The organism is Pseudarthrobacter sp. WHRI 8279 (assembly GCF_040224115.2).
GTDB lineage: Bacteria > Actinomycetota > Actinomycetes > Actinomycetales > Micrococcaceae > Arthrobacter.
In genome coordinates, this window is record NZ_CP168162.1 from 2,860,867 (window position 1) to 2,885,930 (window position 25,064).

The window sequence follows — 25,064 nt, forward strand, 5'->3', positions numbered from 1 at the left end:
AACCAAACAACAAGAGAACAGGTATCTTCCGTGCCACTTTCACGACCCCAATCAGGCATCGTCGCGCTCTCCGCCGTGCTGCTGGCAACAAGCCTGACCGGATGTTTCGCGGCCGGAACAGGCCAGGCGGCCGGGTCCGGCGCAGCGTCTGCCCGGATCCAGCTGGCCATGATGCAGCCGCCCCGGTCCGGGCTGACGCCGCTGAGCGATGATGCCTTTAAGCACGCGCGCTGGAAGACCGCCGAGACGCTGGTGGTCCTGGATGAGCTGGGTGAGGCCCAGCCGGCGCTGGCTACCGGGTGGGAACAAGTGGACGGGACAGCCTGGAGGTTCGCCGTCCGGGAGGGCGTCGTGTTCCACGACGGCACGAACCTGACCCCGGCGGAGGTGGCCGCGTCCATCAGGGCCGCAACCCAGGCCAGCCCCAAACCGAGGATCCTCGACGGCGTGGAACTCACCGTCGAGACCGATGGAAAGGACGCCGTGATCGTCAGGACCGCAACGCCCGATCCACTGCTCCCCCAGCGGCTCTCCAGCCCGCAGCTGGCAGTCTTTGCGGCCGCGGCGTACAAGGAGGGCGGCGTCATTGACCCGGTGAATGCCGGAACCGGCCCCTACCGCCTGGTGTCGGTGAACGGGACCTCCTCGGCCCGGCTGGACCGCTTCGAGGACTACTGGGGCGAAAAGGCGGAGGCGCCGGGCGTGGATGTCCAGTTCGTCCCGGACGGCACCGCGAGGGCTGCGGCGCTCCGGACCGGAAGCGCCGACGTGGTGGAAGCTATTCCGGTAGGCCAGGTGGCCCGGATTGATCCTGCCCTGGTGCATGAGGTCCCTATGCCACGTACCAACACCCTGTACCTCAACACCAAGTCCGGACCCTTCGCCGACCCCGCCGTCCGCGCCGCGGCACGCAGCGCTATCGACGCCGGCACAATCGTGGACAGGGTTTATGAGGGGCGTGCGGACCAGGCGGCCGGGCTCCTGGGGCCTGCCCTGCCCTGGGCTGCCGGGGAACGCACCAGCGACTCCTACGTGGAGGCGCTGGCCGGCAGGGTTGCCGCCACCGCAGTGAAGGGGACTCCCATCCGGCTGGGCACCTTCACGGACCGCGCCGAACTCCCGGAAGTAGCCGTCCAGCTGGAGCAGCAGCTGGAGGCTGCCGGCTTCACCGTGGAACAGGATGTCCGGGAGTACCAGCACATCGAGTCGGATGCCCTGGCGGGCGCATTCGACGCGTTTATCCTCTCGCGCGCCACCGTCCTTGATTCCGGTGATCCCGTGGCCTACCTGTACAGCGACTTCTCCTGCTCCGGTTCGTTCAACATCTCGCAGTTCTGCGATCCGGCGGTGGACGATGCACTGGCAAAGGCTGCTGGCATTCCCGCAGGACCGGAACGCCGCTCAGCCATTGCAGCGGCAGAGAGCCTTATCCTGGCCCGCGATGCCGCCATCCCGCTGCTCCACGAGCGTGTCATCCAAGGCGAGTCCAGCCGGATCCGCGGAGTGGAGCGGGATCCGCGCGAACGTGCGCTGCTCTCCAGCCGAACAGGCCTCACCGGCGAATCCCCGAAGTAATGCCCGCCGCCGCCTTCATCAAAGTCACCGCGTCCCGGATGGCCGCCCTGGTGGGGCTGGTGGGCCTGGTCGGCCTGCTGCCGTGGCTCTCCGGACGCGGGGCTGAATACACCATCCTCCGCGCCCGGTACTCGGACCGGGAACCCACCCCTGAGGCGCTGGCTGCCATCCGCGCCGAACTGGGCCTGGACCAGGGCCCGGTGGCGATCCTGTCTGCGTGGGCCCGCGGCGTATTCTCCGGTGACCTGGGGACGTCCTGGATCAGCAACACCGCGGTGGGCCCCGGTATTGCGGCTGCCTTGGCCGTTTCAGTCACGCTGATGGGTTTTGCCATCGCCGTTGCAGTGCTGATTACCCTGTTGACGTGCCTCCCCGCCGTCACGGACGGTATACGCCAGCGGCGCAGACCGGCATCCGGAGCTTTCTCTGCTGCCCTCACCTCGCTTCCCGAGTTCCTGCTCGCAGCCGTGCTGCTGGTGGCGGGGAGCATCTGGCTCCAGTGGTTCCCGCCCTTCGGGTGGAAGGGCCCGGAATATGCCGTGCTGCCGGCACTCGCGCTCGGCATTCCCGCCGGAGGCCTGACAGGCCTGCTGCTCTCCGATGCCCTTCGCGCAGGGTTCAGCGAAAGCTGGGTGGCAACCTGGCGGCTCGCCGGTGCCGGTCCTGCCCGCCTCACTGCCGCCGTCCTCCGGCGTTCGCTGCCCGCAGTCCTGCCGCAGATCGGGCTGGTCCTGATCGGCCTGACCGGCGGTGCGGTGGCCGTGGAAAAGGTCTATGCCATACCCGGGCTGGGACGCGCCCTGCTTGGTGCTGCCAGCGCCCAGGACATTCCCACCCTGCAGGCAGGCATGCTGGCACTGATGGGCCTGGCGCTCGCGGTGGGGACACTGTCCACAGCATTGCGTTACCTGCTGCTGGGACCCGCCGTCCGCTTTGGCACGCTCCCCCTGCCTGCGCCCTCCCGCGCACGGAACCGGAGAGCGCTGGTTGTGCCGGCCGCAGCCGCCAGCGCCCTGCTGCTGATCATCGGGGCGGGACTGCTGCGTGATCCCTACACCTCCGCCCACAGCAGGCTGGCAGTACCCGGGTGGTCGCTTCCCTTTGGAGCCGATGCAAGCGGACGCGATTTGCTGGCACGGGTGGGGCACGGTGCGGTGGGAACCCTGGGTACCGCGCTCCTGGTGGTCCTGGTGTGCCTGGCAGTGGGGATCGCCGTCGGGCTGTTCCCGCTTGCTGCCGCCGGCCCCCTGGAGGTCACCAATGCCGCGCCGCCCATCCTGGCCGGCCTGGTGGTGGCGGCGCTCATGGGCCCTTCAGCACACGGGGCTGCCCTTGCCGTCGCGGCAGTCAGCTGGGCTCCGCTGGCGGCCCATACGGCAGCGCTGGCGCAGGAGGCCAGGGCACAGCCTTATGTGCAGATCCTGCCGGTGCTTGGGGTGGGACGTGCCCGGATTATGCTGCGCTACATCCTGCCTGCCGTTGCGCAACCACTGCTCCGCCACGCAATGCTCCGCCTGCCGGGCATCGCGCTCGCCCTGGCCGCGCTGGGTTTCCTGGGCCTGGGTCCCCAGCAGCCGTCACCGGAGTGGGGACTGATCCTGGCCGAAGGCATCAATTACGTCGAGCGGGCACCGTGGGCTGTGCTGGCCCCGGCGTCAGCGCTGGTCCTCGCCTCGGTGCTCGCCGTCAGCCTGGCCGGTACCGGCCGGGATGTCAGGCCTGCCCGGCCGCGTGCGGCCCCGGCGCGAGAGGTCCCAGCCGGCGTTTCCGGGAACGGGCTACGCCGTGCGGATACCCCTGATGCCAAATAGCAGCAGAAAGCCCGCTGCCTGCTCCGTTTCCGGTGCGGGCAGCGGGCCCAATAACTGAAGTCAACCCCTGCGGTCCAACGGGACCGGGGAGCCGAAAAGAAGCGCTGCACTGGTCCAAAGACAAGGATCCATGTACTGGGTCCACTGGTGCTGCGGCGTCACCAGGGCTGCCCCGTTACGGCAACAGCACCTTGCGACAACTAGCCGATCCGACGGGTGTCCACCTCGTCGTCGTCTTCTTCCAAATCATCCGCGTACTTATCCACATAAGCCGAATAGTCAGGTTCGACTGGCTCATTCGCATAATGGCTCGTCGCACGACTGCCCGGGCCCGTCAGCTCACGCTGAAGTGCCGAGTAGTCAGTGTTCGGGGAGTAGTACTTGATGTCCCGAGCCTGCTTGGTAGCTTTTGCCTTTTGACGGCCGCGCCCCATGGCGTGACCCCCTTTTGTACTTGGACCGGAGGTGGTCACCTTGGCGTAGGTGAGGCCCCGGAATGTTTGGTCAATTTGTCGTACACCTAGATTACATGCTTTCGACTGCCCCCGCTTGCCACGCGCGGCCCCCAAAGGTGGCGTGGGTTACCATCAGGGCGCCAAACCGCGGGTTTCCCGCTTTTTTCTTCGGTAGAGTCGCTAAAACATCTGTTGATATCCGGGCAGCGGGCTGTCCGGCCGCTGCGCAGAGAACCAGGAGGATGCACTACGTGAACCACCAGGACGTCCCGCCCAAGCCGGCCTCGCCGCCCACGGCTGGCCTGCCGCGCGTGCCTGCACCCGCAGCCGAACCGGTCCTGCACCCGCGCATGGAACCGCAGGCCGGACCTGCAGGGCGCCCCGGGAGGGTCAACGGGCGGATGCTGTGGATAGCAGTGTTCGTCGTTGTGCTGCTGGCGGTCATCGGCTCCCTGGTGTGGCTTGCCCTGTGGCTGAACTCCAACCAGGATCCGGAAACTTCCGGGAGCGGCGCCACGGGCGTGCTGGAAAATGCAGTGACGCCTCCCGCCACAGCGCTGCCCCTGCCCCGCGAGGGAGTTCCGCCCGCAGAATTCGCGCTGGGCGACTGCTTCAAGGATTTCGATCCAGAGGCGCTGGCATCCACCGTGGTGGCCTGCGACACCGGCCACTCGGCCCAGCTCGTGGCGCTGTTCCGGTACCCGGAGGATGATTCGTATCCCGGCGCCGAGGCACTGAAGGCCAAGGCGCTCGAAGCGTGCCAGGCTGCCCGGCTGGGACCGGCCGCGAACGACTACGACCTCAACTACGAGCGCAGCTTCCCGAGCACCACCAGCTGGGAATCCGGGGACCGCAGGGTGGACTGCTACGTGACGGCGCCCGGCGGCAACGTGATCAACGCAAGCGTGCTGCCCTAGCGGCCACACCGCCAGGGCAGCACGCCTGCCTTCTTGTCCTTCCGGCCGGCCTAGTCCTTGCGGCGGACGGAGAGGCCGCTGCTGCGCCCTTCCGCGGCCGGGAGGTCGGTTCCGGCTGCGGTGAGTTCCCCGACGTCCGCTGCCGTGTCCACCAGCACCGTGTCGCCGTCGCTGATGTCGCCGGCCAGGATGGCCTTCGCCAGGCGGTCGCCGATCTCGCGCTGCACCAGGCGGCGCAGCGGGCGGGCACCGTAGGCGGGATCGAACCCGGAGAGGGCGAGCCAGGCCCGCGCGCCCTCCGTCACCTCGAGCGTCAGGCGGCGGTCGTGGAGGCGGCGGCCCAGTTCGTCCACGTGCAGCTCCACAATGTGCGCCAACTCTTCGACAGTGAGGGCATCGAACAGCACCACCTCGTCCAGCCGGTTCAGGAACTCCGGCTTGAAGGATGCGTTGACGGTGGCCATGACGGCGTTGCGCTTGGCGTCCGCTTCGAGGGTCTGGTCCACCAGGAACTGGCTGCCCAGGTTGGAGGTCAGCACCAGGATCACGTTGCGGAAGTCCACTGTGCGGCCCTGCCCGTCGGTGAGCCGGCCGTCGTCGAGCACCTGCAGGAGGATGTCGAAGACTTCCGGGTGGGCCTTCTCCACCTCGTCCAGCAGCACCACCGAGTAGGGTCGACGGCGGACGGCTTCGGTGAGCTGGCCGCCTTCCTCGTACCCTACGTACCCCGGAGGCGCACCCACCAGCCGGGCCACGGAGTGCTTCTCGCCGTACTCGGACATGTCGATGCGCACCATGGCGCGTTCGTCGTCGAACAGGAAGTCCGCCAGCGCCTTGGCCAGCTCGGTCTTACCGACGCCGGTGGGCCCCAGGAAGAGGAATGATCCGGTGGGGCGGTTGGGGTCGCTGATGCCGGCCCGTGCGCGCCGGACGGCGTCCGAGACTGCCGTGACGGCCTTCGCCTGGCCGATCAGCCGCCTGCCCAGTTCCTCCTCCATGTGGAGCAGCTTCTGACTCTCGCCCTGCAGCATGCGCCCGGCCGGAATGCCGGTCCAGGCGGAGATGACCTCGGCGATGTCGTCAGCGGTCACCTGTTCGGCAACCATCTGCGTGGATTTGTCCACGACGGCGGCCTCGGCCTCCGCGGCAGCGTTCAGCTCGCGCTCCAGGGCGGGAATCTCGCCGTAGAGGATGCGGGAGGCTGTTTCCAGGTCGCCTTCGCGGGCGGCCTTGTCGTAGGCGCTGCGCAGTTCATCCAGCTTTGCCTTGAGGTCGCCCACGCGGTTCAGTCCCGCCTTTTCGGCTTCCCAGCGGGCCTTGAGGGCGTTCAGCTCCTCTTCCTTGTCCGCTTTGTCCGCCCGGAGCGCCGCCAGCCGTTCAACAGACGCGGCGTCCTTTTCGTCCTGGAGGGCCAGCTCCTCCATGGTGAGCCGGTCCACCAGCCGCTGCAGCTGGTCGATTTCCTCGGGCGCCGAGTCGATTTCCATGCGGAGCCGGGACGCTGCCTCATCCACCAGGTCGATGGCCTTGTCCGGCAGCTGGCGGCCGGAAATGTAGCGGTTGGAGAGCGTCGCGGCTGCCACCAGGGCGGCGTCCGCGATGGTCACCTTGTGGTGTGCCTCGTACCGCTCCTTCAGGCCGCGGAGGATGCCGATGGTGTCCTCCACGCTCGGCTCGCCCACGTACACCTGCTGGAACCTGCGCTCCAGGGCGGGGTCCTTTTCAATGTTTTCCCGGTACTCGTCCAGGGTGGTTGCACCGATCAGCCGCAGCTCGCCGCGGGCCAGCATGGGCTTGAGCATGTTGCCGGCGTCCATGGATGAGTCGCCGGTGGCGCCGGCGCCCACCACGGTGTGGATCTCGTCGATGAACGTCACGATCTGGCCCTCGGAGTTCTTGATCTCCTCCAGGACTGCCTTGAGCCGCTCCTCGAACTCGCCGCGGTACTTGGCGCCCGCCACCATGGATGCCAGGTCCAGGGCAATGAGGGTCTTGCCGCGCAGGCTCTCCGGCACGTCCCCGGCGACGATCCGCTGGGCCAGGCCCTCCACCACGGCGGTTTTGCCGACGCCGGGCTCGCCGATGATCACGGGGTTGTTCTTGGTGCGGCGGCTCAGGACCTGGACGATCCTTCGGATTTCCGCGTCCCGGCCGATCACGGGATCAAGCTTGCCGGAGCGGGCCATGGCGGTCAGGTCCGTACCGAACTTTTCCAGTGACTGGAAGGTGTTTTCCGGATCCGGGCTGGTGACCTTGCCGTCGCCGCGGACACCCGGCAGGGCGGCGAGCAGCGCCTCGTGGGAGGCGCCGGCGTCGCGCAGCAGGCGGGCCGCGGCATCGTTGCCGGCCGAGATCCCCAGGAGGAGGACCTCGGTGGAGACGAAGGTATCGCCCAGCCGGTCCGCTTCCTCCTTGGCATTCTGGATTGCCTGCAGTGCCGGGCGCGAGAGCTGCGCCTGCTGGCTGGACCCGCCCGAAGTGGCCGGAAGCGCCTTGATGGCGCTGCTCGCCTGCACGCTGACGGAGTCCGGGTCCGCGCCCGTGGCGCGGAGCAGCGCCACGGCGACGCCTTCACGCTGGTCCATCAGCGCCTTGAGCAGGTGGGCCGGCTCAACCTGCGGGTTTCCGGCCGTGGAGGCGTTCATGGCCGCAGCCGAGAGAGCCTCCTGGCTCTTGGTGGTGAATTTGACGTCCAAAGAGAGCTCCTTCCGGGGGCAGTTTTTATTAACTTGAGTCTACTACGCTCAACTTTGGTTTTGTGCCGTTCCTGACGACTGTTTGCCTACAGCGAAACAGCTCCACGCGGCGGCCGACAGAGGCGACAGACCCTAGTCCTGTATGGCGGCGGTTTGGCCCTAGGCTCGGCCCTTACAACGGGTAGACGGACACTGCCGCGGCCTTGACCACCAGGTGCACCGTCATTCCCGGCAGCAGCCCCAGGTCCGTCAAGGCGGCCGGCGTGATGTCAGCCGCCAGCCCGCCGGCCCGCACGCGGACCTGGTCCCCATGCGGCTCCAGGTCCGTGATGCACACCGGGAAGGAGTTCCGGGGGCTGCCGTGGGCGGCGGTGAGGAACACCGAAACGGCCGACGGCGGGAACACGGCCACGGCGGGCCGGCCGGCGGGGACCGGGTCCTCGCTGTGCCCGGCAATGTGCAGGCCCTGGCCGGTCAGGATGCCGTCCCCTGCAGCCGTTCCGATGACGAAATTGAGGCCGGCCAGCCCGGCCGCGAACGCGCTGCGCGGCTTCTGCAGGACCTGCCGGGTGGGGCCTTCCTCTGCAATCCGGCCGTTTTCCAGGATGACCACCCGGTCGGCGAGCATCAGGGCGTCCAGGACATCGTGGGTGATGATGATGGCCGGCCGGTCCGCCAGGATGCGCTTGAGCAGGCGCCGGAGCAGCGGGGCCGAATGGATGTCCAGCGCGGCCATCGGTTCGTCCAGGAGGAGAAGCCCGGGATCCGCCGCGAGCGCACGGGCCACCGCCACGCGCTGCGCCTGTCCGCCGGAGAGTTCGGCGGGACGGCGGTCCGCAAGGTCCCCGGCTTCAACGTCGGCGAGCCACCGCACCGCCTGCTGCATTGCCTGGCGTTTCGGCGTCCCCGCGCTCCGCGGGCCGAAGGCCACGTTCTCGGCGGCGGTAAGGTGCGGGAACAGCAGCGGCTCCTGGGCCAGCAGCGCCGTCCCGCGGCGATGGGGAGCGGTCCACCGCGGCTGCCCTTCGCCCAGGCGGAACAAGGTCCGGCCGTCCAGCTGGGCCTCACCCCTGTCCGGCCGCACCAGCCCGGCGATGACCGAGAGCAGGGTGGACTTGCCGGCGCCGTTGGGACCCATCACTGCCACGGTCTCCGCGGGGCCGAGCGAAAGGGCGGCGTCGAAACCGCGCGTTTCCACGGCTGCCTTGAACGAGAACGTCACTGGACGCCACCGCCTGCGCCGGCAGCCGTCGTCGGCCGCTCCCCCGAAGCCTGCTGGTTTCGCACCTTCCCGCCCGGGCGCCGGTAGGCCAGGGCCACCACCGCGATGGCTACGGCCACCAGCACCAGGGAAAGCGCGACGGCGGCGTCCGGGTCTGTTTCGCGCTGCAGGTAGATTTCGAGGGGCAGGGTCCGGGTCACCCCCTGCAGGCTGCCCGCGAACGTCAGCGTGGCACCGAATTCCCCGAGGCTCCGGGCGAAGGAGAGGACCGCCCCGGAGGCTAGCCCCGGCAGGACCAGCGGGAGCGTGACGCGCCGGAACACGGTCCCGGGCGATGCCCCGAGCGTCGCTGCCACCGCCTCATAGCGCTGACCGCCGGTCCGGAGGGCGCCTTCGAGGCTGACCACCAGGAACGGCAGGGCCACGAATGTCTGGGCCAGCACCACGGCAGTGGTTGAAAACGCGATCTGCAGTCCCAGCACCTCGATCGCCCCGCCCAGGAGCCCCTGCCGGCCGAACGTGTACAGGAGTGCGATGCCGCCCACCACCGGCGGCAGGACCAAAGGGAGCAGCACCAGCGCGCGCAGGATCCCCAGCAGGGGAAACCTGCCGCGGGCCAGGACCACCGCAAGCGGAACCCCAAGCACGATGCAAAGGGCGGTGCTGGCCGCTGCCGTGCGGAGGCTCAGGCCCAGCGCTGCCAGGGCTGGACCGGAGGTGACCAGCTGGATGAAGTTGGCCCAGTTGACCCGTGCCACGATGGCCACGAGCGGGAGGACCACCACCAGTGCCGCCAGGACTGCAAGGGCATACAGCCAGCGGGGAACGCCGGTATACCCGTTGCGGGCCGGCTGCCAGCCATTCATCTGCCGCCCCTTGGTGCAGTACGCATTATGTGGTCCCCGGTCCGAAGCCGGCCGCCGCCAGGACCTCCTGGCCTTCGGGTCCGGCTACAAATTCCAGGAACTTAGTGGCCGCGGCTTTGTTGCCGCTGCCGGCCAGCACGGCCGCCGGATAGGGGTTCACGGCAGCGGCAGCCTCGGGGAACGGGACGCTCTCCACCCTGCCGCCGGCTGACCGGACGTCCGTGACGTAAACCAGCCCTGCATCCGCTTCCCCGGAGATGACCTTGCCCAGGACGTCCGTCACCGAATTTTCCTCGCTGACCGGGCTGAGCGCAGTCCCGGTGCTGGCTGCCACCCGGGCCGCAGCTGCCCCGCACGGCACCTGCCTGGCGCAGGCCACAAGCTTGGTTCCGGTCCTGGCCAGGTCCGCGAAGGAGCTGATGCCGGCCGGGTTTCCTGCCGGGACGGCGATGGCCAGGGTGTTGGTGGCCAAAACGCGGGGTTCGCCGTGCACCAGGCCAGCGTCCTGCACCATTTCCATGGTGCCGGCATCCGCCGCTGCGAAAACATCCGCGGGCGCCCCCTGGCTGACCTGGGCGGCCAGGTCCGCTGACCCCGCGAAGCTGAGGGTGACGGTGGTGCCCGGGTTCTCCCCTTCGAAGCGTTCGGCGATCTCGGTGAAGCTGCCCTTGAGCGAGGCCGCCGCGAACACAGTGAGCGTACTGCCGCCACTGCCGGTGCACCCGGCCAGCGTGCCGGCCATGAGTACCGCCAGCAGCAGCGCCGTCAGTTGTTGTTTCCCCGTCACAGCGCCTTGCCCCGCGGCGTTTCGATGATGACCGTGGTGGCCTTGACCACCGCGGTGGCCACGGAGCCGGGCTCCAGCCCCATCTCCCGCACGGCCTCGCTGCTCATCAGCGACACCACCCGGAAAGGCCCGCACTGCAGTTCCACCTGGGCCATGACCTTGTCTGCGGTGATGCTGGTGACCAGGCCCACGAACCGGTTGCGGGCGGAGCTGCCCGTGCGGTGGGGATCGTCCGGAAGCTGCGCGAGCTTCTGCGCGTGCCGGGCCAGCTCCAGGCCGTCAACCGCCAGCCGGCCGGCGTCGTCCCTGCGTGGTGTCAGGCTCCCGTTCTCCGTCCAGCGGCGGACGGTATCGTCACTGACGCCCAGGAACCGGGCGGCCTCGGCCACGCGAATAATAGTCATGGGGCAACTCTAGTCCGCAGTTGCGGAAGATGCAGGAGTTTATTGCCGCAGCTCCGGATGCACGTTCTTCGTACTGGTGACCTCCACGGACTGTTGGGCCGCTGCCCTTCCTCGGCCGGTGCGCTTCCTGACCCGGCGTGCGTTCCCGCCCAGTTGCCTGCCCCGACACGCCGGATCAGACGGCGGGCCGGTGCGTAAACCGGCTGTCGCCAACACGTAACCGGGCAGGAGCGCACCGCCGCCGCACGGCATAGCCCCACTAGACTTCCCCCATGGCCATCTTCATCGACCCGCCGTTGTGGCCTGCGCACGGAACCCACTTCTCCCACCTCGTTTCGGATGAGTCCCTGGAGGAGCTGCACGTGTTTGCAGCTGCGGCCGGCATCCCGGAGCGGGCGTTCGACGGCGACCACTACGACGTCCCGGAGCGCCGCTTCGAGGATCTGGTGGCGGCCGGTGCTGTTCCCGTCGAAGCCCGGATCCTGGTCCGCAAGCTGATCGCCAGCGGCCTCCGCATCCCCGCCCGCCGGCGCAACAAATCGTTGAAGGTTCCGCTGCTGAACCGCTGGAACACGGTCATGCCCGGCCACGACGCCCTTTTCCTGGACCTCCTGGACCGCTGGAGCGAACCGCACCGCCGCTATCACGGCTGCACCCACCTGCTCTCGGTCCTCGAATCCCTCGACCTGCTCACCGATCCCGCCGACCCGCCGCGCACGGTCCTGCTGGCGGCCTGGTTCCACGACGCCGTCTACCGCGGGGTGGCCGGCCAGGATGAGGAGGAGTCCGCCCGCCTCGCCGAAGAGCGCCTGCTGGCGGCAGGGCTTCCGGAGGAGGAGGCGTATGAGGTGGGTCGGCTTGTCCGGCTGACCTCGGACCACCGGCCGGAACAAGGGGACGACGACGGCGCCCTCCTCTGCGACGCCGACCTTTCCGTCCTGGGCGGGGAACCTGCGGAGTACGCGCGCTACGTTGCCGCCGTCCGCCAGGATTACGCGCACATCGGCGACGCCGACTTCGCAGCCGGACGCGCCGCCGCCGTGCGCCGCCTGCTGGAACTGGATCCGCTGTTCCACAGCGGCAGGGCAAAGGAGCTGTGGCTGGACGCCGCGCACCGCAACTTGAAAGGCGAACTGGCGTGAACGCGTCCCCCTCCAACCCCCGCCACACAGTGACAGCAAGCGCAGCGCACCGGCAACTGCCCTTCACGGTCCGGATGGAGTGGGGGCTCGACGGCGCCAGGACAGTAGCGCCCGGCGCCGACCTTGCCGTAGTGGTGGACGTCCTGTCCTTCAGCACGTGCGTCAGCGTTGCCCTGGACCGGGGCGCGGAGGTATTCCCTTTTCCCTGGAAGGACACCAGTGCCGAGGACTTCGCCGCACACCACGGCGCCCAGCTGGCCGGTCCCCGCGACGGGGGCGGCCTCAGCCTCTCCCCCGCGAGCTTCCGGGCCGCGGAATCACTGGAGCGGGTGGTCCTGCCGTCACCGAACGGTTCCGCACTGTGCCACGACCTGGCCGGCGACGTCCCGCTGGTCGCCGCCGTGAGCCTCCGCAACGCCGCTGCCACCGCGGAGTGGGTGGCCGCGAACCTCCCCGCGGATGCCGTCATCGCGGTGGTCGCCGCCGGGGAGCGCTGGCCCGGCGGCTGCCTCCGCCCCGCCGTGGAAGACCAGATCGGCGCAGGCGCGTTCATCGCCGGCCTGGTGGCCGCGGGCAAGGGCGGGTATGAACCCGAAGACGGCCGGCACGGCTATTCCCCGGAGGCGGTGGCTGCCATGGCCGCCTTTGAAGCAGCGGAGCCGCGCCTGCGCGAGATGCTCCACGGCTGTTCCAGCGGCCGTGAACTCGCCGGCGGGGGTTACGGGGCCGACGTCGATATCGCCGCCGAACTGGACTGCAGCGACGCCGTGGCCCTGCTGGTCAACGGGGTCTTCAGTCCCCGCTGACGCTGTACATATTTCGCAGCTCCTGCCTACCGGTAGGTGGAGACGAACGGCTGGCTGGTGGGCACGATCTGCTTGCCCAGCGGCATCAGGGACACCGGAATGAGCTTCAGGTTGGCGATGGCCAGCGGGATGCCGATGATGGTCACCGCCATGGCGAAAGCGGTGACCACATGCCCGATCGCGATCCAGATGCCTGCCACCAGCAACCAGATCACGTTGCCCAGCAGCGGGAAGACGCCGGTACCGCCCGGCTTGTCCACCACCGTCCGGCCGAAGGGCCAGAGCGTGTATGCGGCGATCCGGAACGAGGCAATGCCCCAGGGAATGGTGATGATCAGCAGGCAGCAGATGACACCGGCCGCGAAATAACCCAGCGCGAGCCAGAACCCGCCAAAAACAAGCCAGATGATGTTGAGCAGTGTCTTCATCTATCCATTGTGACCCGGAGTCTCCGGCAGGCAGCTCAGGGGCTTCCCTGAGCTGCCCCTGAACTCTGCACCGTCGGGGCGACGCGCACATTCAGTTTCGAGCCGCATATTCGTTGGCGCACCCGGAATACGGGCCGCGCTTGTGAACATGCGCGTCGAAAACGAAAACATGAGTCGCAGGAAGGCAGGCTGGAGGAGTGCTGGGCTAGACCCGGGACTCGGCTTTCGCTGCCTGCACGAAAGCTCGGACCTGGGCCAGGTCCTTGACGCCGCGGGAAACCTCAACACCGGAAGAAACGTCCACTCCCCAGGCGTGGGCCGCAGTTGACGCTGTCCCAACGTTTTCCGGGTTTAGGCCGCCGGCCAGCAGCCAGCTGCGGCCCTGGAGGACGGGCAGTTCGGCCACGGAGGCGTAGTCCCACGCCTCACCCGAGCCGGGAACGGCGGCGTCGATCAGGAGCAGGTCCTCACCCCAGTCCGCCAGCTCCTCGGGCGTGGCACCCAAGGTGACGGCCCTGACCAGCTTCATGCCGGCGTCGTGCACGGTGGCAACATCCCCGGGGGTGCGCGTGCCGTGCAGCTGGATCCATTCCAGCCCGGCGGCGCGGGCGATGGCCACGGCGTCAACAACGGGCTCGTCGCGGAACACTCCGATCGGCAAAACCTGTTCCGGCACCTCAGCCAGCAGGGCCGATGCCTGCGAGGGCGAGACGACGCGGGGGCTGGCGGTGAGGACGAAACCCACCGCATCCGCTCCGGCGTCCACAGCTTCGCGAACAGTTTCTGGCGTGCTGAGACCACACACTTTGACGAACATTCCCGGCTCCTTCAGGCTGTTTTCGTGTTGTCCCCCCGGAGGAGAGTAGCAGGGAAGGATGTGAGCTGCCGACAGCGGCTGCCTGCTCCTTCCCCCGGGCCGGGCAACTAGGCTGGGCGAATGGAGATCATCCGCTTTGCCGACCTCAAACCCGAACCCTGGCGCAACGGTGGCGGGGTGACCCGTGAGATTGCCGGCAACTCCGGTGCCGGGTCCGGACCCGGCACCGGACACAACGGCGGTTGGGACTGGCGGGTCAGCATCGCCGAGGTGAGCAAAGCCGGGGACTTCTCGCCATTCCCCGGCATGGAACGGGTGCTCACCGTGGTTGAGGGCGAGCTCCTGCTGCTCACCGTGGACGGTGCTGAACATCCCCTCGAAAAGTACCGTGCGTTCCGGTTTTCCGGCGAAGCCAGCACCACCTGCGCTCTTCCCACAGGAGACGTGCGGAACCTGAACGTCATCACCCGGGCGGGGAAGTTCAAGGGTTTTACGTCCATCATCGAACTCTCGAAGAAACGGGCCCATCCCCTTTTCGCCGGCCAGCTGGGTGTCCTGCTGCAGGGCCAGGCCACAGCCACCGACGGGGCTGAGGCAGGGACCGCAACAGGGACCGAAGGACCAGGGCCGGTGGCCCTGGACCGCTATGACACCGTGGTGGGCTCGGACAGCGGCTCCCCCGAGATCCTGGGCCGCGGCTTCCTGGCCGTCGTGTCCATCGATGAGGTCACTGGCTAAGGCTGAAGCGCCCGACGTCCACAACGGCACTGTTACGGCGTGCTTCCTCGGCGGCGAACACGGCGGCGTGGCTGACCAGGGACTCGTCCAGCCCGGACACCACCCCGGACCAGTCGCCGCCGGCGAGCGCGGCAACCCAGGCGGCGATGAGGCCGCGGTCGCCGCCCTCGTGTTTTTCGCCCCGGACCTGCGCAATAGCGGCCGGAACAGGGTGGACCGTGGTTGTTCCCGTCAGGAAGTCGTAGACGGAGATGGCTCCGGCCTCGATGGTGATCTCGCCGTGGCTCCCGAAAATGCGGGTCCGCCGGGGGCCCGCGGCTGTGAACGCGGTGGCGGTGAACGCGGCGGTTGTGCCGTCCTCGTATTCGATGTTCACCACCTGGTGGTCAACGGCGTCGTTGTCCGAGAAGTAGACGCAGCGGCCGTAGGGGCCGGTGGCCAGGGCCTGCAGCAGTGATTCCGGGGTGCCTCCGGGATCCACGACGTCGGCGAAGTACGCCCGTGCGGGGTCCGGCCTGCCGCCGTTCGCCGGCCGCCCGGCGCCGTAGATCTTCAGCGCGGAGTACGGGCAGCGCGGCTCAGCCGGGCAGTCGGTGCAGCGGCGGCCTGCTCCCTCCGGCGCCCCCTCGGGACGGAAGTGTGCCAGCCGCCCGAAGGAGGACACCCGCATGGGCCTGCTGCCGATGATGAAGGAGAGCCAGTCGACGTCGTGCGTGCACTTGGCCAGCAGGAATGGACTGGAGTTTTCCTCGCGGCGCCAGTTCCCGCGGACGTAGGAATGCGCGAAGTGCCAGAAGCCAACTGGTTCCAGGTGCTGGACGGAGATGATCCGGCCCACTGCACCGCCGGCCAGGAGCCGCTTGAGCAGGACCGTCAGCGGGGTGTATCGAAGCACATGGCAGACCGTTGCCCGGGTGCCGGTTTCCCGGCTGATGCGGTCAAGGTCCGCACAGCCGGAGGGGTCGACGGCGACCGGCTTTTCCAGGAGGATCGGGTAGCCGTGGGCTGCGGCCGCCGCAAAGGGACCTGCGTGGTCACGGTCCGGCGTGGCGATGATGATGCCGTCGGCCGGCAGCCTGGATTCCAGCATTGCCTGCCAGGTATCGAACACCCCGCCGTCCGGTACCCCGAGCTCGTTTGCGAGCCGGCCGCGCAGCTCAGCGCGGGGTTCGGCAACGCCCACCACGGTGGCCAGGCCGGTGGCAGCAGCAAGCCGGGCGTAGGCCGCACCCCTGGCCCCGGCGCCGGCAATGAGCAGGCGCACCGGGCGCGTGTGCCGGCGCGCGCCGTCGTCGTCTGTGGGAAAGGCCGGCGGCAGGGCACCCACGGGTCAGCCGTTCTCAGGATCGGCGAGCCACTCCAGCGCTACGGCCGCTGTCCACGACTGGTCCATGCTGCCCAGCGGCTCACCGGTGAACGGCTCATAGTACTCACCGAAATGGCCTTCCATCAGCTGGGCGAGGGAAGCCTCGCGCAGCTGCCGGTAGCGCTTGCCGTCGCCCCGCCTGCGCAGGCAGTGGGCCAGGTACCAGTTCATCACCGGCCACACCGGTCCACGCCAGTACTGACGCGGCTTCAACCCCTCAGACGTGGTGGACGTGGAGGCGGGCAGCGGGAAGGCCAGCCGCGGATCACCGGTCCAGTCCGGCCCCTCGAAAATCTCCAGCTGCCGGTCCAGGAGGGCCTGGTCCGCGGTGGAAACCAGGGGCGCGAAACCGGCGATGGTGGGCGGCCCGATCCATTCGCCCGTCAGTACGTCCCGGTCCCGCGCAAGGCCTGTCTGCGCATCCACGGTGGCGTCCACGCCGTCGCGGAATTCCTGCGCCCACTGCCGCAGCTGGGGAGCTTCCTCCGGCAGGCCGAACTGTTCGGCCAGCACCGCGAGGTCCTCGCTGGCCGCGGCAAAGATCGCAGACATAAAAACATCCTTGACCTGGAAGGACATCACCCCCGGCAGCCGGGCGTCGTCGAACCCAACGCCGGCCATCTGCTGCACCAGCCACAGGTAGCGGCTGTACTCCTCGTCGCTGGGGCGCTGGCTGTGGTCCGTGACCTTCAGGGTGTCGGTCCGGACGAACGGCTCCATCTGCCCCGGCTGGACCCGGGAGTACGGGCCGTCGAAGCGCGGCGAGTTGTCCATCCCGGATTCCCAGCCGTGGTAAATGGTGAGCAGGCCCGTGCCGTCCCCGCCGCGTGCGCTCCGCAGCCAGCCGTGCCAGTCGATCCATTGCGGCAGCGTCCGCCGCGTGAATTCCTCCGCGAGCCTGGCATCCTCGCCGCCGGCCGCCGTCGCCCTTTCCACGATGCGGCGCAGCATGGTGGCGTGGACCGGCGGCTGGCAGATGCCGCTGGACTGCACGCCCTCCGGCGAAACGCCGCGGGTCCCCCACCGGTCCACGTCGGGGAAGTAGCCCGGGACGTCGGAGAAGACGATGTGCGGGATCATCCCGCTTTTCCACTGTGCGGCCACCAGGTAGTCCAGCTCCTGGAGTGCACGGGCCACACTCACGGTGGAAAGGCCGGTGGCCACGAAAGCGGCATCCCAGCTCCACATGTGCGGGTACAGGTTCGGCGCCGCCGTCACCATGGTGCCGATGTCGTTCGCTGCCAGGACGTCCTTCGCCCGGCTCCCCAGCTCCTCAAGGGTTCGTATCGGAAACGTGCCCCAGTCCGGCGCCGGGCTCATGCCGTGAGTCCCAGCTGGGTTTCCGTGTCGAAGAACCGGATGGCGGCCTGGTCAAAGCGCAGGCCAACCTTCTCTCCCGAGGAGACCCGCACCGTGGAAGCGACCTGCACTTTGATGGTCTGCCCGCCCAGGTCCACGGTCAGCAGCGTGGCGTGGCCCAGCGGTTCCACCACTTCCACGGTGGCGTCCAGGGTCCCCGGAGTTCCCCGCTGTTCGAGGTAGATGTTCTCCGCCCGGATTCCGACCATCACGGGGAGGCCTCCGGACCGGGCCGCTGAGTGGGCCAGGAATTCGGGGGCCTCAGTGCTTTGCCCGGCCACTTCCAGGGCACCCTGCTGGGTGACGCGCCCCTCCAGGAAGTTCATGGGCGGCGAGCCGATAAAACCTCCCACGAACCGGTCAGCGGGTTCCTCGTAGACGGTGATGGGGTGGCCAAGCTGGGCGATCTGCCCCTTCTTCATCACGGCCACCCGGTCTGAGAGGCTCATGGCCTCCACCTGGTCGTGGGTCACGTACAGCGTGGTAGAGCCCAGCTGCTGGACGATCTTCTTCAGCTCCGCCCGGAAGTCCAGCCGCAGCAGCGCATCGAGGTTGGACAGCGGCTCGTCCATGAGCAGCACGTCGGCGTCCATGACGATGGCGCGTGCGACGGCGACGCGCTGCCGCTGCCCGCCCGACAGCTGGGCGGGGTACCGGTCCAGGTAGGGGGTGAGCTGGAGCAGGTCCGCGGCCCACGCGACCTTCTTTTCCACCTCGTCCCGCGGCATCTTCTTCATCACCAGCCCGAACCCGATATTGGTGCGGACTTTCCGGTGCGGGAAGACGGCGTAGGACTGGAACACCATGGACAGGTTCCGGTCCTGCGGCGGCAGGTAGGTCACGTCCCTGCCCCCAATGGAGATGCTTCCCTCGTCCGGGAAGTCCAGCCCCGCCACCATGCGCAGCAGGGTGGTCTTTCCGCAGCCCGAAGGCCCCAGGAGCACCATGAACTCGCCCTCGGCAACATCGAGGGAAACGTTGTTGGTGGCCAGCTCGGTGCTGCCGGGGTAGGTCTTTTTGAGACCCTTGATCGAGATGTCAGCCATGGAACAGCCTCTCTGGAAACACGCTCAGCGGATGGTGGAGCCCCACATGTTGGTGAGGTAGCGGCGCATGAAGAAGATGAAGATCAGTGCCGGGATCACCAGCAGGAAGCCGCCGGCGAACCGGTAGGCCAGCGGTGACTCGGCGAGGGAACTGAGGACCTGGGCCGGCAGGGTGCGCTGGTTCAGGGTAAGGATCGACGCGCCCAGCACCTCGTTCCAGGACATCACGAAGGTGAAGATCGAGGCCGCGGCAATGCCGGGGATGGCCATGGGCATGACCACCTTGAGGAAGGCCTGCACGGGGCTGCAGCCGAAGATCCGGGCAGCTTCCTCAACGTCCCGCGGCACGCCCAGGAACACCGAGGAGGTGATGAGGATGGTGGTGGGCAGTGCCAGCGCGGTGTGGAGCAGGACGACGGCCAGGACACTGTCGTACAGCCCGGTCTGCAGGAAGAGCTGGGCCAGCGGCACGGACAGCACCACGATCGGCAGTGCCCGGGTGAACAGCAGGAAAAGCTGGTACGGGTCCCTCCCGGGGAAGGCGAAACGCGCCACGGCGTAACCCGCCGGGACGCCGATGATCAGGGACAGCAGGAGGGTGAAGATGCCCACCTGGACGGAGTTGATGAGCCCGCCCAGGATGCCCGTGGACTGCAGGAACGTCTGCATGGTCTCAAGGGAGAAATTGTTCGGGATGAAGCTCAGCGGGAATTCCTGCAGGGCCGCCCTGCTGGAGGTGGCGGACAGCGCGATCAGGTAGATGGGCAGTGCCATGAAGAGCGTGATCAGGATGCAGCCAAGCTGCAACAGAATCCGGTTCCGGCGCCGCTTCGCCAGCGGCCTGCGGTCAACCTCCGGCTCCGGGCGCCCCGCCGGGGCGGCTGCCTTGTTGGTGGTGGCGTGGCTCATCGCGGTGCCTCCGACTGGTCTTTCAGGAGCTTGAGGTAGCCGACGGCGGTGACCATGGACACCGCCATGACCACCAGGGCCAGGGCCGACGCCACGTTGGCGTCCTGGAGCCCGGTGTACCAGCGGTAGGTCTCGCCGACCACCAGCGGGAAGTTCTGCCCGGTGAGGGCCAGGGCCACGGCGAAGGTCTGGAAGGCCAGGATGGTCCGCAGGATCAGGGCGGTCTGGAGGCTGGGCCGCAGCAGCGGCAGGGTCACGTGCCACAGCCTGTCCCAGAAGCCGGCCCCGAAAACGCCGGCCGCTTCCTCATAGTCCTTGGGGATGGACTGCAGCCCGGCGACGACGATCACGAACACCAGCGACGTTGCCCGCCAGACTTCCGCGATCAGCACGGCCATGAACATTGAGGCGTAGTTGTCATAGGCCAGCCAGGAGACCGGTTCAAGGCCCACCGAGGCCAGGACGGAATTGAGGTAGCCGCGGTCCGTGAACACCGTCAGCCAGACCAGGCCGGCGGCGAGATCGCTGACCGCCAGGGGGATGGCCCAGATATAGAAGTACACCGAGGATCCGCGCGGTTTGGCCCGGATCAGCAGGGCCATGGCCAGCGCCAGGACAAACTGGATGGGAATCATCACCACGATCAGCAGCAGGGTGTTGCCCACGGAAGACCAGAAGTAGGGGTCCTGCGCCATCCGGGTGAAGTTCGCGGTGGTCAGCCCCTCCGGGCCGCCGAACGCCTGGAGGATGCCGCTGACCATGGGCCAGCCGAACAGCAGGGTCATGAAGACAATCGACGGGGCAATCAGCAGCATCGCCGCCGAGGTTCCACTCCTCCGCGGCGGCCGGCCGCGGGGCCTGGCGGGCCGTGGCCGCGGCCTGGCGGCAGCGGGTGCGTCGGGGGAAGCCATCACGCAACCCTGCACTGGTCAGCGTCGGGATCCGGGGCCCAGCAGGGAACATTCAGCGTGTCCATGATGCCGGCCAGCTCCGCGCCCTGGCGGTCCAGCGTCGCCTTGACGTCCGCGTTGTTCAGGCAGATCTCCTGGAAGCAGTTCTTGAACAGCTGCGAGACCTGCGGGTCCTTGTCGCCCAGGCCCACCGGCGGGAGCGCAAGGATGGCGTCCGGGGCTTCCTGCTGCGCCTTGACCGCCTTGGCCTCCAGTGCGATGCCGCCCGGGAGGTCGCTTCCGATATCCGCCTTCACCACCGGGAAGAAGGCGTTGGACTTCAGCGTCTCGAGTTGCGCCTCCGGCTTTGACAGTGCCTTGATCAGCTCGAAGGCCTTGTCCTTTTCCGGTGAACCCTGGGGCACGGCCATGCCGCCGACGACCAGCAGGTAGCCCTTGCCCTTCGGGCCTGACGGGGCGGGCACCATCAGCCAGTCGTCAGGCTTGTCCTGGACCGCGTTGATAAGGCGTGCCACGTGGTCCCACGCCACCAGGACTTCCCCGTTGCCCAGCGGTTCCTGCATGAAGTCGTAATTCGCCGAGGCCGGGTTCATGTTGGCCCAGAGGTCGCGCATGTAGGTCCAGGCGGTGACGGCATCGGCATTGCGGAACGTGGTGATCTGCCCGCCCGTGAAGCTGGGGAACAGGAAACCCTGGTAGAAGCGGTGGTGGAGGCCCTTCGGCCCGGCAGGAATACCGAACACCGGGCGCCCCCCGTTCGCCGCCTTGGCCGCCTGCGCCCACGCCAGGAAGTCCTCATAGGTGAGGTTGTTGACGTCGGCACCTGACGGCAGCCAGTCCAGCGCCTTCTTGTTGACCGCCACCACGTACGTCGCCTGGATCCAGGGGATGTACCGGGGAGTATCGGTGCCGAGCTTCGCCAGCTCCAGCAGGTCTTCGGAGTAGCCGGCAGATGAAAGGTCGCTGGTGAGCGAGCTGAGGTCCTCGAACTGCGACGCGAAGGGAATGAGGTCGCTGTGCAGGCCCGCCGCGATGCCTATCTCAACCTTCCCGGCGGCAAGCTGGGACTTCAGCGTGGTGTTGAAGACGCCGGTGTCAACGGGGTTGTAGGCCACTTGGATGTCCCCGGAGAACTTCTTCAGCGTGGCTTCATACCGCTGCCGCTCTTCCACCGGGGAGAACTGGGTGGAAAGGAAGTTGACGGAGCCTTCGCCTCCGCTCCCGCTGGTGTTCACGCCGCAGGCTGCAAGCAGGGGGCCGGTGGCCAGAGCCATCAGCCCTCCCTTCAGCAAGGCCCGCCGGCTGACGTCATGGGCAAGATCCGACATTGGAACCTCCTGCTGCAAGGGCAGATAGTATTTTTGTCTGATGATCGATCATAATTGTGTGATCCAGACCACGTCAATGATCACACCGCGGCACAGGTGCGCCGCGCACGGCAAAGGGAGCGGACAGCATGACCCAGCAGAGGACCCTCATCGGAGGCTCGGGCCAGCCTCCGGCAGGGCCTGCCACGAGCGCCGGCCATGTCCTCCAGCTCTTGCGTTCAAGCCCTGCCGGATACAGCCGCGCGGACCTGCTGGACATTACGGGCATGGCCCGGTCCACCCTTTATGAGCGGCTGGATGCGCTCTTTACTGCCGGCCTGGTCTATGAATCCACAGCACTGCGCTCACAGCGAGGCAGGCCGCCCCGGGCCCTGCGCTTCGATGACCGCGGCAAGCTGGTCCTCGCGATCGAGATCGGGCACACCCACGCCAGCATCCATCTCCTCTCCCTAGGCCGGGACATCCTGGCCTCCGCACGGCTGCCCATCGAGATCAGCCAGTCCCAGGAAGGCGTGGCCGGCAGCGTCATCGAGGAGTCCCTCCGGCTCCTTGACGGGCGCCAGCCTGTGGGAGCCGGGGTGGGACTGCCGGCCCCGGTGGACCCTCTCCACCGGCTCGGCCTGGAACGCACAGTCCTTGCCCACTGGGACCTGCAAAGCCTGCAGGACGTCATGGAGGCGAAGCTCGACTGCCCGGTCCTGCTGGAAAATGACGCCCGGTCGATGGCCGTGGGCGAGGTCCGGGAGCCGCTTGAGTCCCTTGTGGCAGTAAAGGTCAGTACCGGCGTCGGCTCCGGCATCATCGTGCGGGGAGCCCTGGTCCGCGGTGCCCACGGAGCCGCCGGGGACATCGGGCACGTGCGGATTCCCGAAGCCGCGGGCCGCCGCTGCCGGTGCGGCAGGGACGGCTGCCTTGCGGCGGCGGCGTCGGGCCGCGCGCTCCTCGCGGAACCGGAACTGACCGGCTACCGCACCCTGCGGCAGCTCGTTGATGCATGCGGCAGCGATCCCGCCGTGCGCTCCGCCGTCACCGAAGCCGGGCGGGTACTGGGACGGGCGCTCGCAGCCACCGTGGGGACGCTGAACCCCGGCCGGATTGCCGTGGGCGGGCTCGTGGGCGTACTACCGGACTTCCTGCGGGCCTGCCGGCAGCAGATCCTCGAGGACGCTTTTGAACCCTCCCTGGTGGACCTTGAGGTGGTCTCCGCTGACAGCCGGACGGCCACGGCTGTTGGACTGTGCAAGCTCGTGGAGGAGAGCCTCTACGCCCCGGAAAGGGTGGAACAGCTGCTGGCGCAGCGGGCCGGCTGACCCGGGTGCCAGAGGGCAGCCTTGCCTTGGCCAGAGGGCAGCCTTGCCTTGGAGAAGCAGAGCCTTTCCACACTGGTGGCGCCCCCGGGCCGTCCCTAGACTCGGGCTATGACCACTTCATCCTTTAATGCGCTCCTGTCCACCCAGATCGGCAACGAGTTCACCGCATCGCAGCAGTACATTGCCGTGGCCACCTGGTTCGCCAACCAGGACCTCCCCCAGCTGGCACGCTACTTCTACCGCCAGTCCGTGGAGGAACGGAACCACGCCATGATGATGGTGCAGTACATGCTTGACCGGGACATTGCCTTCACCATCCCCGGCGTTCCGGCCGTCCGCAACGACTTCAATTCCGTCACCGAGCCGCTGGCCCTGGCGCTGCAGCAGGAGAAGGAAGTCACCCGCAACATCGAGGACCTGTTCCGGGCTGCCCGCGGCGAAAACGATGCCCTGGGCGAGCAGTTCATGCTGTGGTTCCTCAAGGAGCAGGTGGAGGAGGTGGCCTCCATGACCACCCTGCTGAACATCGCAGAGCGCGCGGACAACCTGTTCGACATCGAAAACTTCATTGCCCGGGAAACCATCGGCGACGGCGGCCGTGACGCCTCTGCCCCCGAGGCAGCCGGCGGCACCCTCTAGCCCCGCCCGGCAGGCACCCCTGGTGAGGTTGGGCACCAAAAGTGCCCGCCGCCGTCGGGCGTTGCTACGCTGGAAACCAAGGCTCCGCACCTGAGCCTCCGGACGACGGTTCAGTACCCGGAACGCGACAAGACTGGCCAAAGGATCTGCCATGTCGTGGCTAATACTTCTTCTCTCCGGAGCGCTCGAGGCCGTCTGGGCCGCCTCCCTGCACCGCGCCTTCCAGGCCTCCGGACGGCAGCGCCTGGCCCCCGCGGCCCTCTTCCTGGTCTCCGTCGCCGCGAGCACGGGCGGCCTTGCCATCGCGATGCAGTCCATCCCCACCGGCACCGCCTACGCGGTCTGGGTTGGGGTAGGCGTAGTGCTGACCTCCGCTTATGCCATGGTCACCAGGGTGGAACGTCCGACGGCGGCGCGGCTCCTTTTGCTCTCCGGCATCGCCGTGTGCGTGGTTGGCCTGAAGGTGGTGGCGTAATGCTGCGGCGTTCACTTCCCTGGCTGGTGCTCCTGGCCTCCGCTGTCCTCGAAGCCGTATGGGCCACGGCCCTCGGACTGTCCGACGGCTTCAGCCGGCCCGGCCCAACCCTTGTTTTCGCCGTGACAGCCACCCTGAGCATGCTGGGCCTGGGCTGGGCTATCCGCACCATTCCGCTGGGCAGCGCCTACGCGGTATGGGTGGGCCTGGGCGCCGCGCTGACTGTGGGCTGGGCGATGGCCACCGGCGTGGAGCCATTCAGCGTGCTGAAGGTTGTGTTCATTGCGGGGATCGTCGGCTGCGCAGCCGGCCTCAAGGCTCTGCCGGCCGAACACGCACCCCGCAGCTCCACGCCGGAGCCAACGGCCCGCCGCTGAGCTTCGGCAGTCTAGGCTTTTGCCATGGACTCCCCCGAGATCGCCGAGGCCGTCGCTGCGCTGCGCGGCGCCTTGAACGGCGCCCCGCACGGCGGGCGGCGGATGCTGCTGGGCATCGCGGGCGCGCCGGGCGCCGGCAAGTCCACCTTCGCTGCCTGGCTGCAGCAGCAGTTCGGGCCCGGGCAGGCTGTGGTGGTGCCGATGGACGGCTTCCACCTGGGCAACGCCATCATTGAGGGCACGCCGCTGCGGCAGCGCAAGGGGGCCATCGACACGTTCGACGCCGGCGGGTACCTGTCGCTGCTGCGCCGCCTGGTTCGGCGGGACGAGGCAGTGGTGTACGCCCCGGAGTTCAACCGCACCCTTGATGAACCGGTGGCGGCCTCCATCGCCATCCCTGCGGAGGTGCCCCTGGTGATCACGGAAGGCAACTACCTGTTGTTTGAACAGGAACCCTGGAAGGACATCCGGTCGCAGCTGGACGAGGTCTGGTTTGTTGATGTACCCCCGGCACTGCGGCTGAACCGCTTGGTGGAGCGGCACATCTCGTTCGGGATGGAGCGGGCCGCGGCAGAAGCGTGGGCAGCCGGCCCGGACCAGGCCAACGCCGTGCTGATCGAGGCCACCCGTCCGGCGGCCAGCAGGATTATTCCCTGGCACTAGGGGGTTACCACTACCAG

The 25,064-nt window shown here is 68.1% G+C and carries 25 protein-coding genes and 1 riboswitch; of the genes, 11 read left to right on the forward strand and 14 right to left on the reverse strand.

What is annotated here, in order from left to right; translation table 11 throughout:
- The first annotated feature begins 30 nt into the window (after positions 1-30).
- Positions 31-1,575: an ABC transporter substrate-binding protein gene (locus tag ABRP28_RS13205; protein WP_350005292.1), complete on the forward strand. Its 1,545-nt coding sequence runs from the start codon at positions 31-33 to the stop codon at positions 1,573-1,575.
- Positions 1,575-3,386 (forward strand): ABC transporter permease subunit, encoded by a 1,812-nt coding sequence (locus ABRP28_RS13210; RefSeq protein WP_350005290.1) that lies wholly within the window; start codon positions 1,575-1,577, stop codon positions 3,384-3,386. The genes ABRP28_RS13205 and ABRP28_RS13210 overlap by 1 nt, the downstream gene beginning before the upstream one ends.
- Before the next feature lie 200 nt (positions 3,387-3,586).
- Here the strand turns inward: ABRP28_RS13210 and ABRP28_RS13215 are convergent, their stop codons facing one another.
- Entirely contained in the window at positions 3,587-3,820 is a 234-nt protein-coding gene (locus ABRP28_RS13215) for a DUF3073 domain-containing protein (RefSeq protein ID WP_050053419.1), read from the reverse strand.
- Between the two features lie 263 nt (positions 3,821-4,083).
- Here ABRP28_RS13215 and ABRP28_RS13220 point away from each other — a divergent pair, with 263 nt between their 5' ends.
- Entirely contained in the window at positions 4,084-4,758 is a 675-nt protein-coding gene (locus ABRP28_RS13220; protein ID WP_350005288.1) for a septum formation family protein, read from the forward strand.
- Positions 4,759-4,808: 50 nt separating this feature from the next.
- Here ABRP28_RS13220 and clpB read toward each other — a convergent pair whose 3' ends face one another.
- The 5 genes from clpB to ABRP28_RS13245 all read right to left on the reverse strand — a co-directional run bounded on the left by clpB (position 4,809) and on the right by ABRP28_RS13245 (position 10,733).
- Complete coding sequence (gene clpB / locus ABRP28_RS13225; RefSeq protein ID WP_350005286.1) at positions 4,809-7,454, reverse strand: ATP-dependent chaperone ClpB; 2,646 nt, start codon at positions 7,452-7,454, stop codon at positions 4,809-4,811.
- A gap of 172 nt (positions 7,455-7,626) precedes the next feature.
- A complete protein-coding gene (locus tag ABRP28_RS13230) occupies positions 7,627-8,676 on the reverse strand; it encodes an ABC transporter ATP-binding protein (RefSeq protein WP_350005284.1) in 1,050 nt (349 codons plus the stop codon).
- Positions 8,673-9,542: an ABC transporter permease gene (locus ABRP28_RS13235; protein WP_350005282.1), complete on the reverse strand. Its 870-nt coding sequence runs from the start codon at positions 9,540-9,542 to the stop codon at positions 8,673-8,675. Before ABRP28_RS13235 ends, ABRP28_RS13230 begins: the two co-directional genes overlap by 4 nt.
- A 25-nt stretch (positions 9,543-9,567) precedes the next feature.
- Complete coding sequence (gene modA, locus ABRP28_RS13240; protein WP_350005398.1) at positions 9,568-10,284, reverse strand: molybdate ABC transporter substrate-binding protein; 717 nt, start codon at positions 10,282-10,284, stop codon at positions 9,568-9,570.
- A 41-nt stretch (positions 10,285-10,325) separates the two neighbouring features.
- Entirely contained in the window at positions 10,326-10,733 is a 408-nt protein-coding gene (locus tag ABRP28_RS13245) for a molybdopterin-binding protein (RefSeq protein ID WP_231453825.1), read from the reverse strand.
- 272 nt (positions 10,734-11,005) lie between these two features.
- Here ABRP28_RS13245 and ABRP28_RS13250 point away from each other — a divergent pair, with 272 nt between their 5' ends.
- Together ABRP28_RS13250 and ABRP28_RS13255 are read left to right on the forward strand one after the other, a co-directional pair.
- Positions 11,006-11,875, forward strand: coding sequence for a DUF4031 domain-containing protein (locus ABRP28_RS13250; RefSeq protein ID WP_350005279.1), 870 nt, complete (start codon positions 11,006-11,008; stop codon positions 11,873-11,875).
- Positions 11,872-12,681: a 2-phosphosulfolactate phosphatase gene (locus ABRP28_RS13255; RefSeq protein ID WP_350005272.1), complete on the forward strand. Its 810-nt coding sequence runs from the start codon at positions 11,872-11,874 to the stop codon at positions 12,679-12,681. Before ABRP28_RS13250 ends, ABRP28_RS13255 begins: the two co-directional genes overlap by 4 nt.
- A gap of 26 nt (positions 12,682-12,707) precedes the next feature.
- Here ABRP28_RS13255 and ABRP28_RS13260 read toward each other — a convergent pair whose 3' ends face one another.
- Both ABRP28_RS13260 and ABRP28_RS13265 read right to left on the reverse strand, forming a co-directional pair.
- The gene (locus ABRP28_RS13260; protein ID WP_231453828.1) at positions 12,708-13,109 is read right to left on the reverse strand and encodes a YccF domain-containing protein; all 402 of its coding nucleotides are present in this window, start codon (positions 13,107-13,109) and stop codon (positions 12,708-12,710) included.
- A 205-nt stretch (positions 13,110-13,314) separates the two neighbouring features.
- Positions 13,315-13,926, reverse strand: coding sequence for a phosphoribosylanthranilate isomerase (locus ABRP28_RS13265; RefSeq protein ID WP_350005270.1), 612 nt, complete (start codon positions 13,924-13,926; stop codon positions 13,315-13,317).
- A 120-nt stretch (positions 13,927-14,046) separates the two neighbouring features.
- Here ABRP28_RS13265 and ABRP28_RS13270 point away from each other — a divergent pair, with 120 nt between their 5' ends.
- Complete coding sequence (locus ABRP28_RS13270; protein ID WP_350005268.1) at positions 14,047-14,664, forward strand: HutD family protein; 618 nt, start codon at positions 14,047-14,049, stop codon at positions 14,662-14,664.
- On the opposite strand, the gene ABRP28_RS13275 is transcribed toward ABRP28_RS13270, so the two are convergent.
- Genes ABRP28_RS13275 through ABRP28_RS13300 form a run of 6 tightly spaced genes read right to left on the reverse strand, consistent with a single transcriptional unit; the run spans position 14,654 to position 21,583 of the window.
- Entirely contained in the window at positions 14,654-15,991 is a 1,338-nt protein-coding gene (locus ABRP28_RS13275; protein WP_350005266.1) for a Gfo/Idh/MocA family oxidoreductase, read from the reverse strand. The genes ABRP28_RS13270 and ABRP28_RS13275 overlap by 11 nt on opposite strands.
- Positions 15,992-15,994: 3 nt before the next feature.
- Positions 15,995-17,350 carry a glycogen debranching protein gene (locus tag ABRP28_RS13280; RefSeq protein ID WP_350005264.1) on the reverse strand — a complete coding sequence of 452 codons (1,356 nt, stop codon included), beginning with the start codon at positions 17,348-17,350 and terminating at the stop codon, positions 15,995-15,997.
- On the reverse strand, positions 17,347-18,435 hold the full coding sequence (locus ABRP28_RS13285; protein WP_350005262.1) for an ABC transporter ATP-binding protein: 1,089 nt from the start codon (positions 18,433-18,435) through the stop codon (positions 17,347-17,349). The genes ABRP28_RS13280 and ABRP28_RS13285 overlap by 4 nt, the downstream gene beginning before the upstream one ends.
- A gap of 24 nt (positions 18,436-18,459) precedes the next feature.
- Positions 18,460-19,344: a carbohydrate ABC transporter permease gene (locus tag ABRP28_RS13290; RefSeq protein ID WP_350005260.1), complete on the reverse strand. Its 885-nt coding sequence runs from the start codon at positions 19,342-19,344 to the stop codon at positions 18,460-18,462.
- Positions 19,341-20,255, reverse strand: a complete 915-nt coding sequence (locus tag ABRP28_RS13295; RefSeq protein WP_219816813.1) for a carbohydrate ABC transporter permease — start codon at positions 20,253-20,255, stop codon at positions 19,341-19,343. The genes ABRP28_RS13290 and ABRP28_RS13295 overlap by 4 nt, the downstream gene beginning before the upstream one ends.
- The gene (locus ABRP28_RS13300; protein WP_350005258.1) at positions 20,255-21,583 is read right to left on the reverse strand and encodes an ABC transporter substrate-binding protein; all 1,329 of its coding nucleotides are present in this window, start codon (positions 21,581-21,583) and stop codon (positions 20,255-20,257) included. The genes ABRP28_RS13295 and ABRP28_RS13300 overlap by 1 nt, the downstream gene beginning before the upstream one ends.
- A 128-nt stretch (positions 21,584-21,711) precedes the next feature.
- On the opposite strand from ABRP28_RS13300, the gene ABRP28_RS13305 reads away from it, so the two are divergent.
- The 5 genes from ABRP28_RS13305 (at position 21,712) to ABRP28_RS13325 (ending at position 25,047) form a co-directional block, all read left to right on the forward strand.
- Entirely contained in the window at positions 21,712-22,893 is a 1,182-nt protein-coding gene (locus ABRP28_RS13305; protein WP_350005256.1) for an ROK family protein, read from the forward strand.
- A gap of 108 nt (positions 22,894-23,001) precedes the next feature.
- Positions 23,002-23,532, forward strand: a complete 531-nt coding sequence (locus ABRP28_RS13310; protein WP_350005254.1) for a ferritin — start codon at positions 23,002-23,004, stop codon at positions 23,530-23,532.
- Positions 23,533-23,608: 76 nt separating this feature from the next.
- Positions 23,609-23,674, forward strand: a riboswitch (guanidine-III (ykkC-III) riboswitch).
- A 9-nt stretch (positions 23,675-23,683) separates the two neighbouring features.
- Positions 23,684-24,007: a multidrug efflux SMR transporter gene (locus ABRP28_RS13315; RefSeq protein ID WP_231453838.1), complete on the forward strand. Its 324-nt coding sequence runs from the start codon at positions 23,684-23,686 to the stop codon at positions 24,005-24,007.
- On the forward strand, positions 24,007-24,384 hold the full coding sequence (locus tag ABRP28_RS13320) for a multidrug efflux SMR transporter (protein WP_350005252.1): 378 nt from the start codon (positions 24,007-24,009) through the stop codon (positions 24,382-24,384). The genes ABRP28_RS13315 and ABRP28_RS13320 overlap by 1 nt, the downstream gene beginning before the upstream one ends.
- Positions 24,385-24,408: 24 nt before the next feature.
- Entirely contained in the window at positions 24,409-25,047 is a 639-nt protein-coding gene (locus ABRP28_RS13325) for a nucleoside/nucleotide kinase family protein (RefSeq protein WP_350005250.1), read from the forward strand.
- The last annotated feature ends 17 nt before the right edge of the window (positions 25,048-25,064 follow it).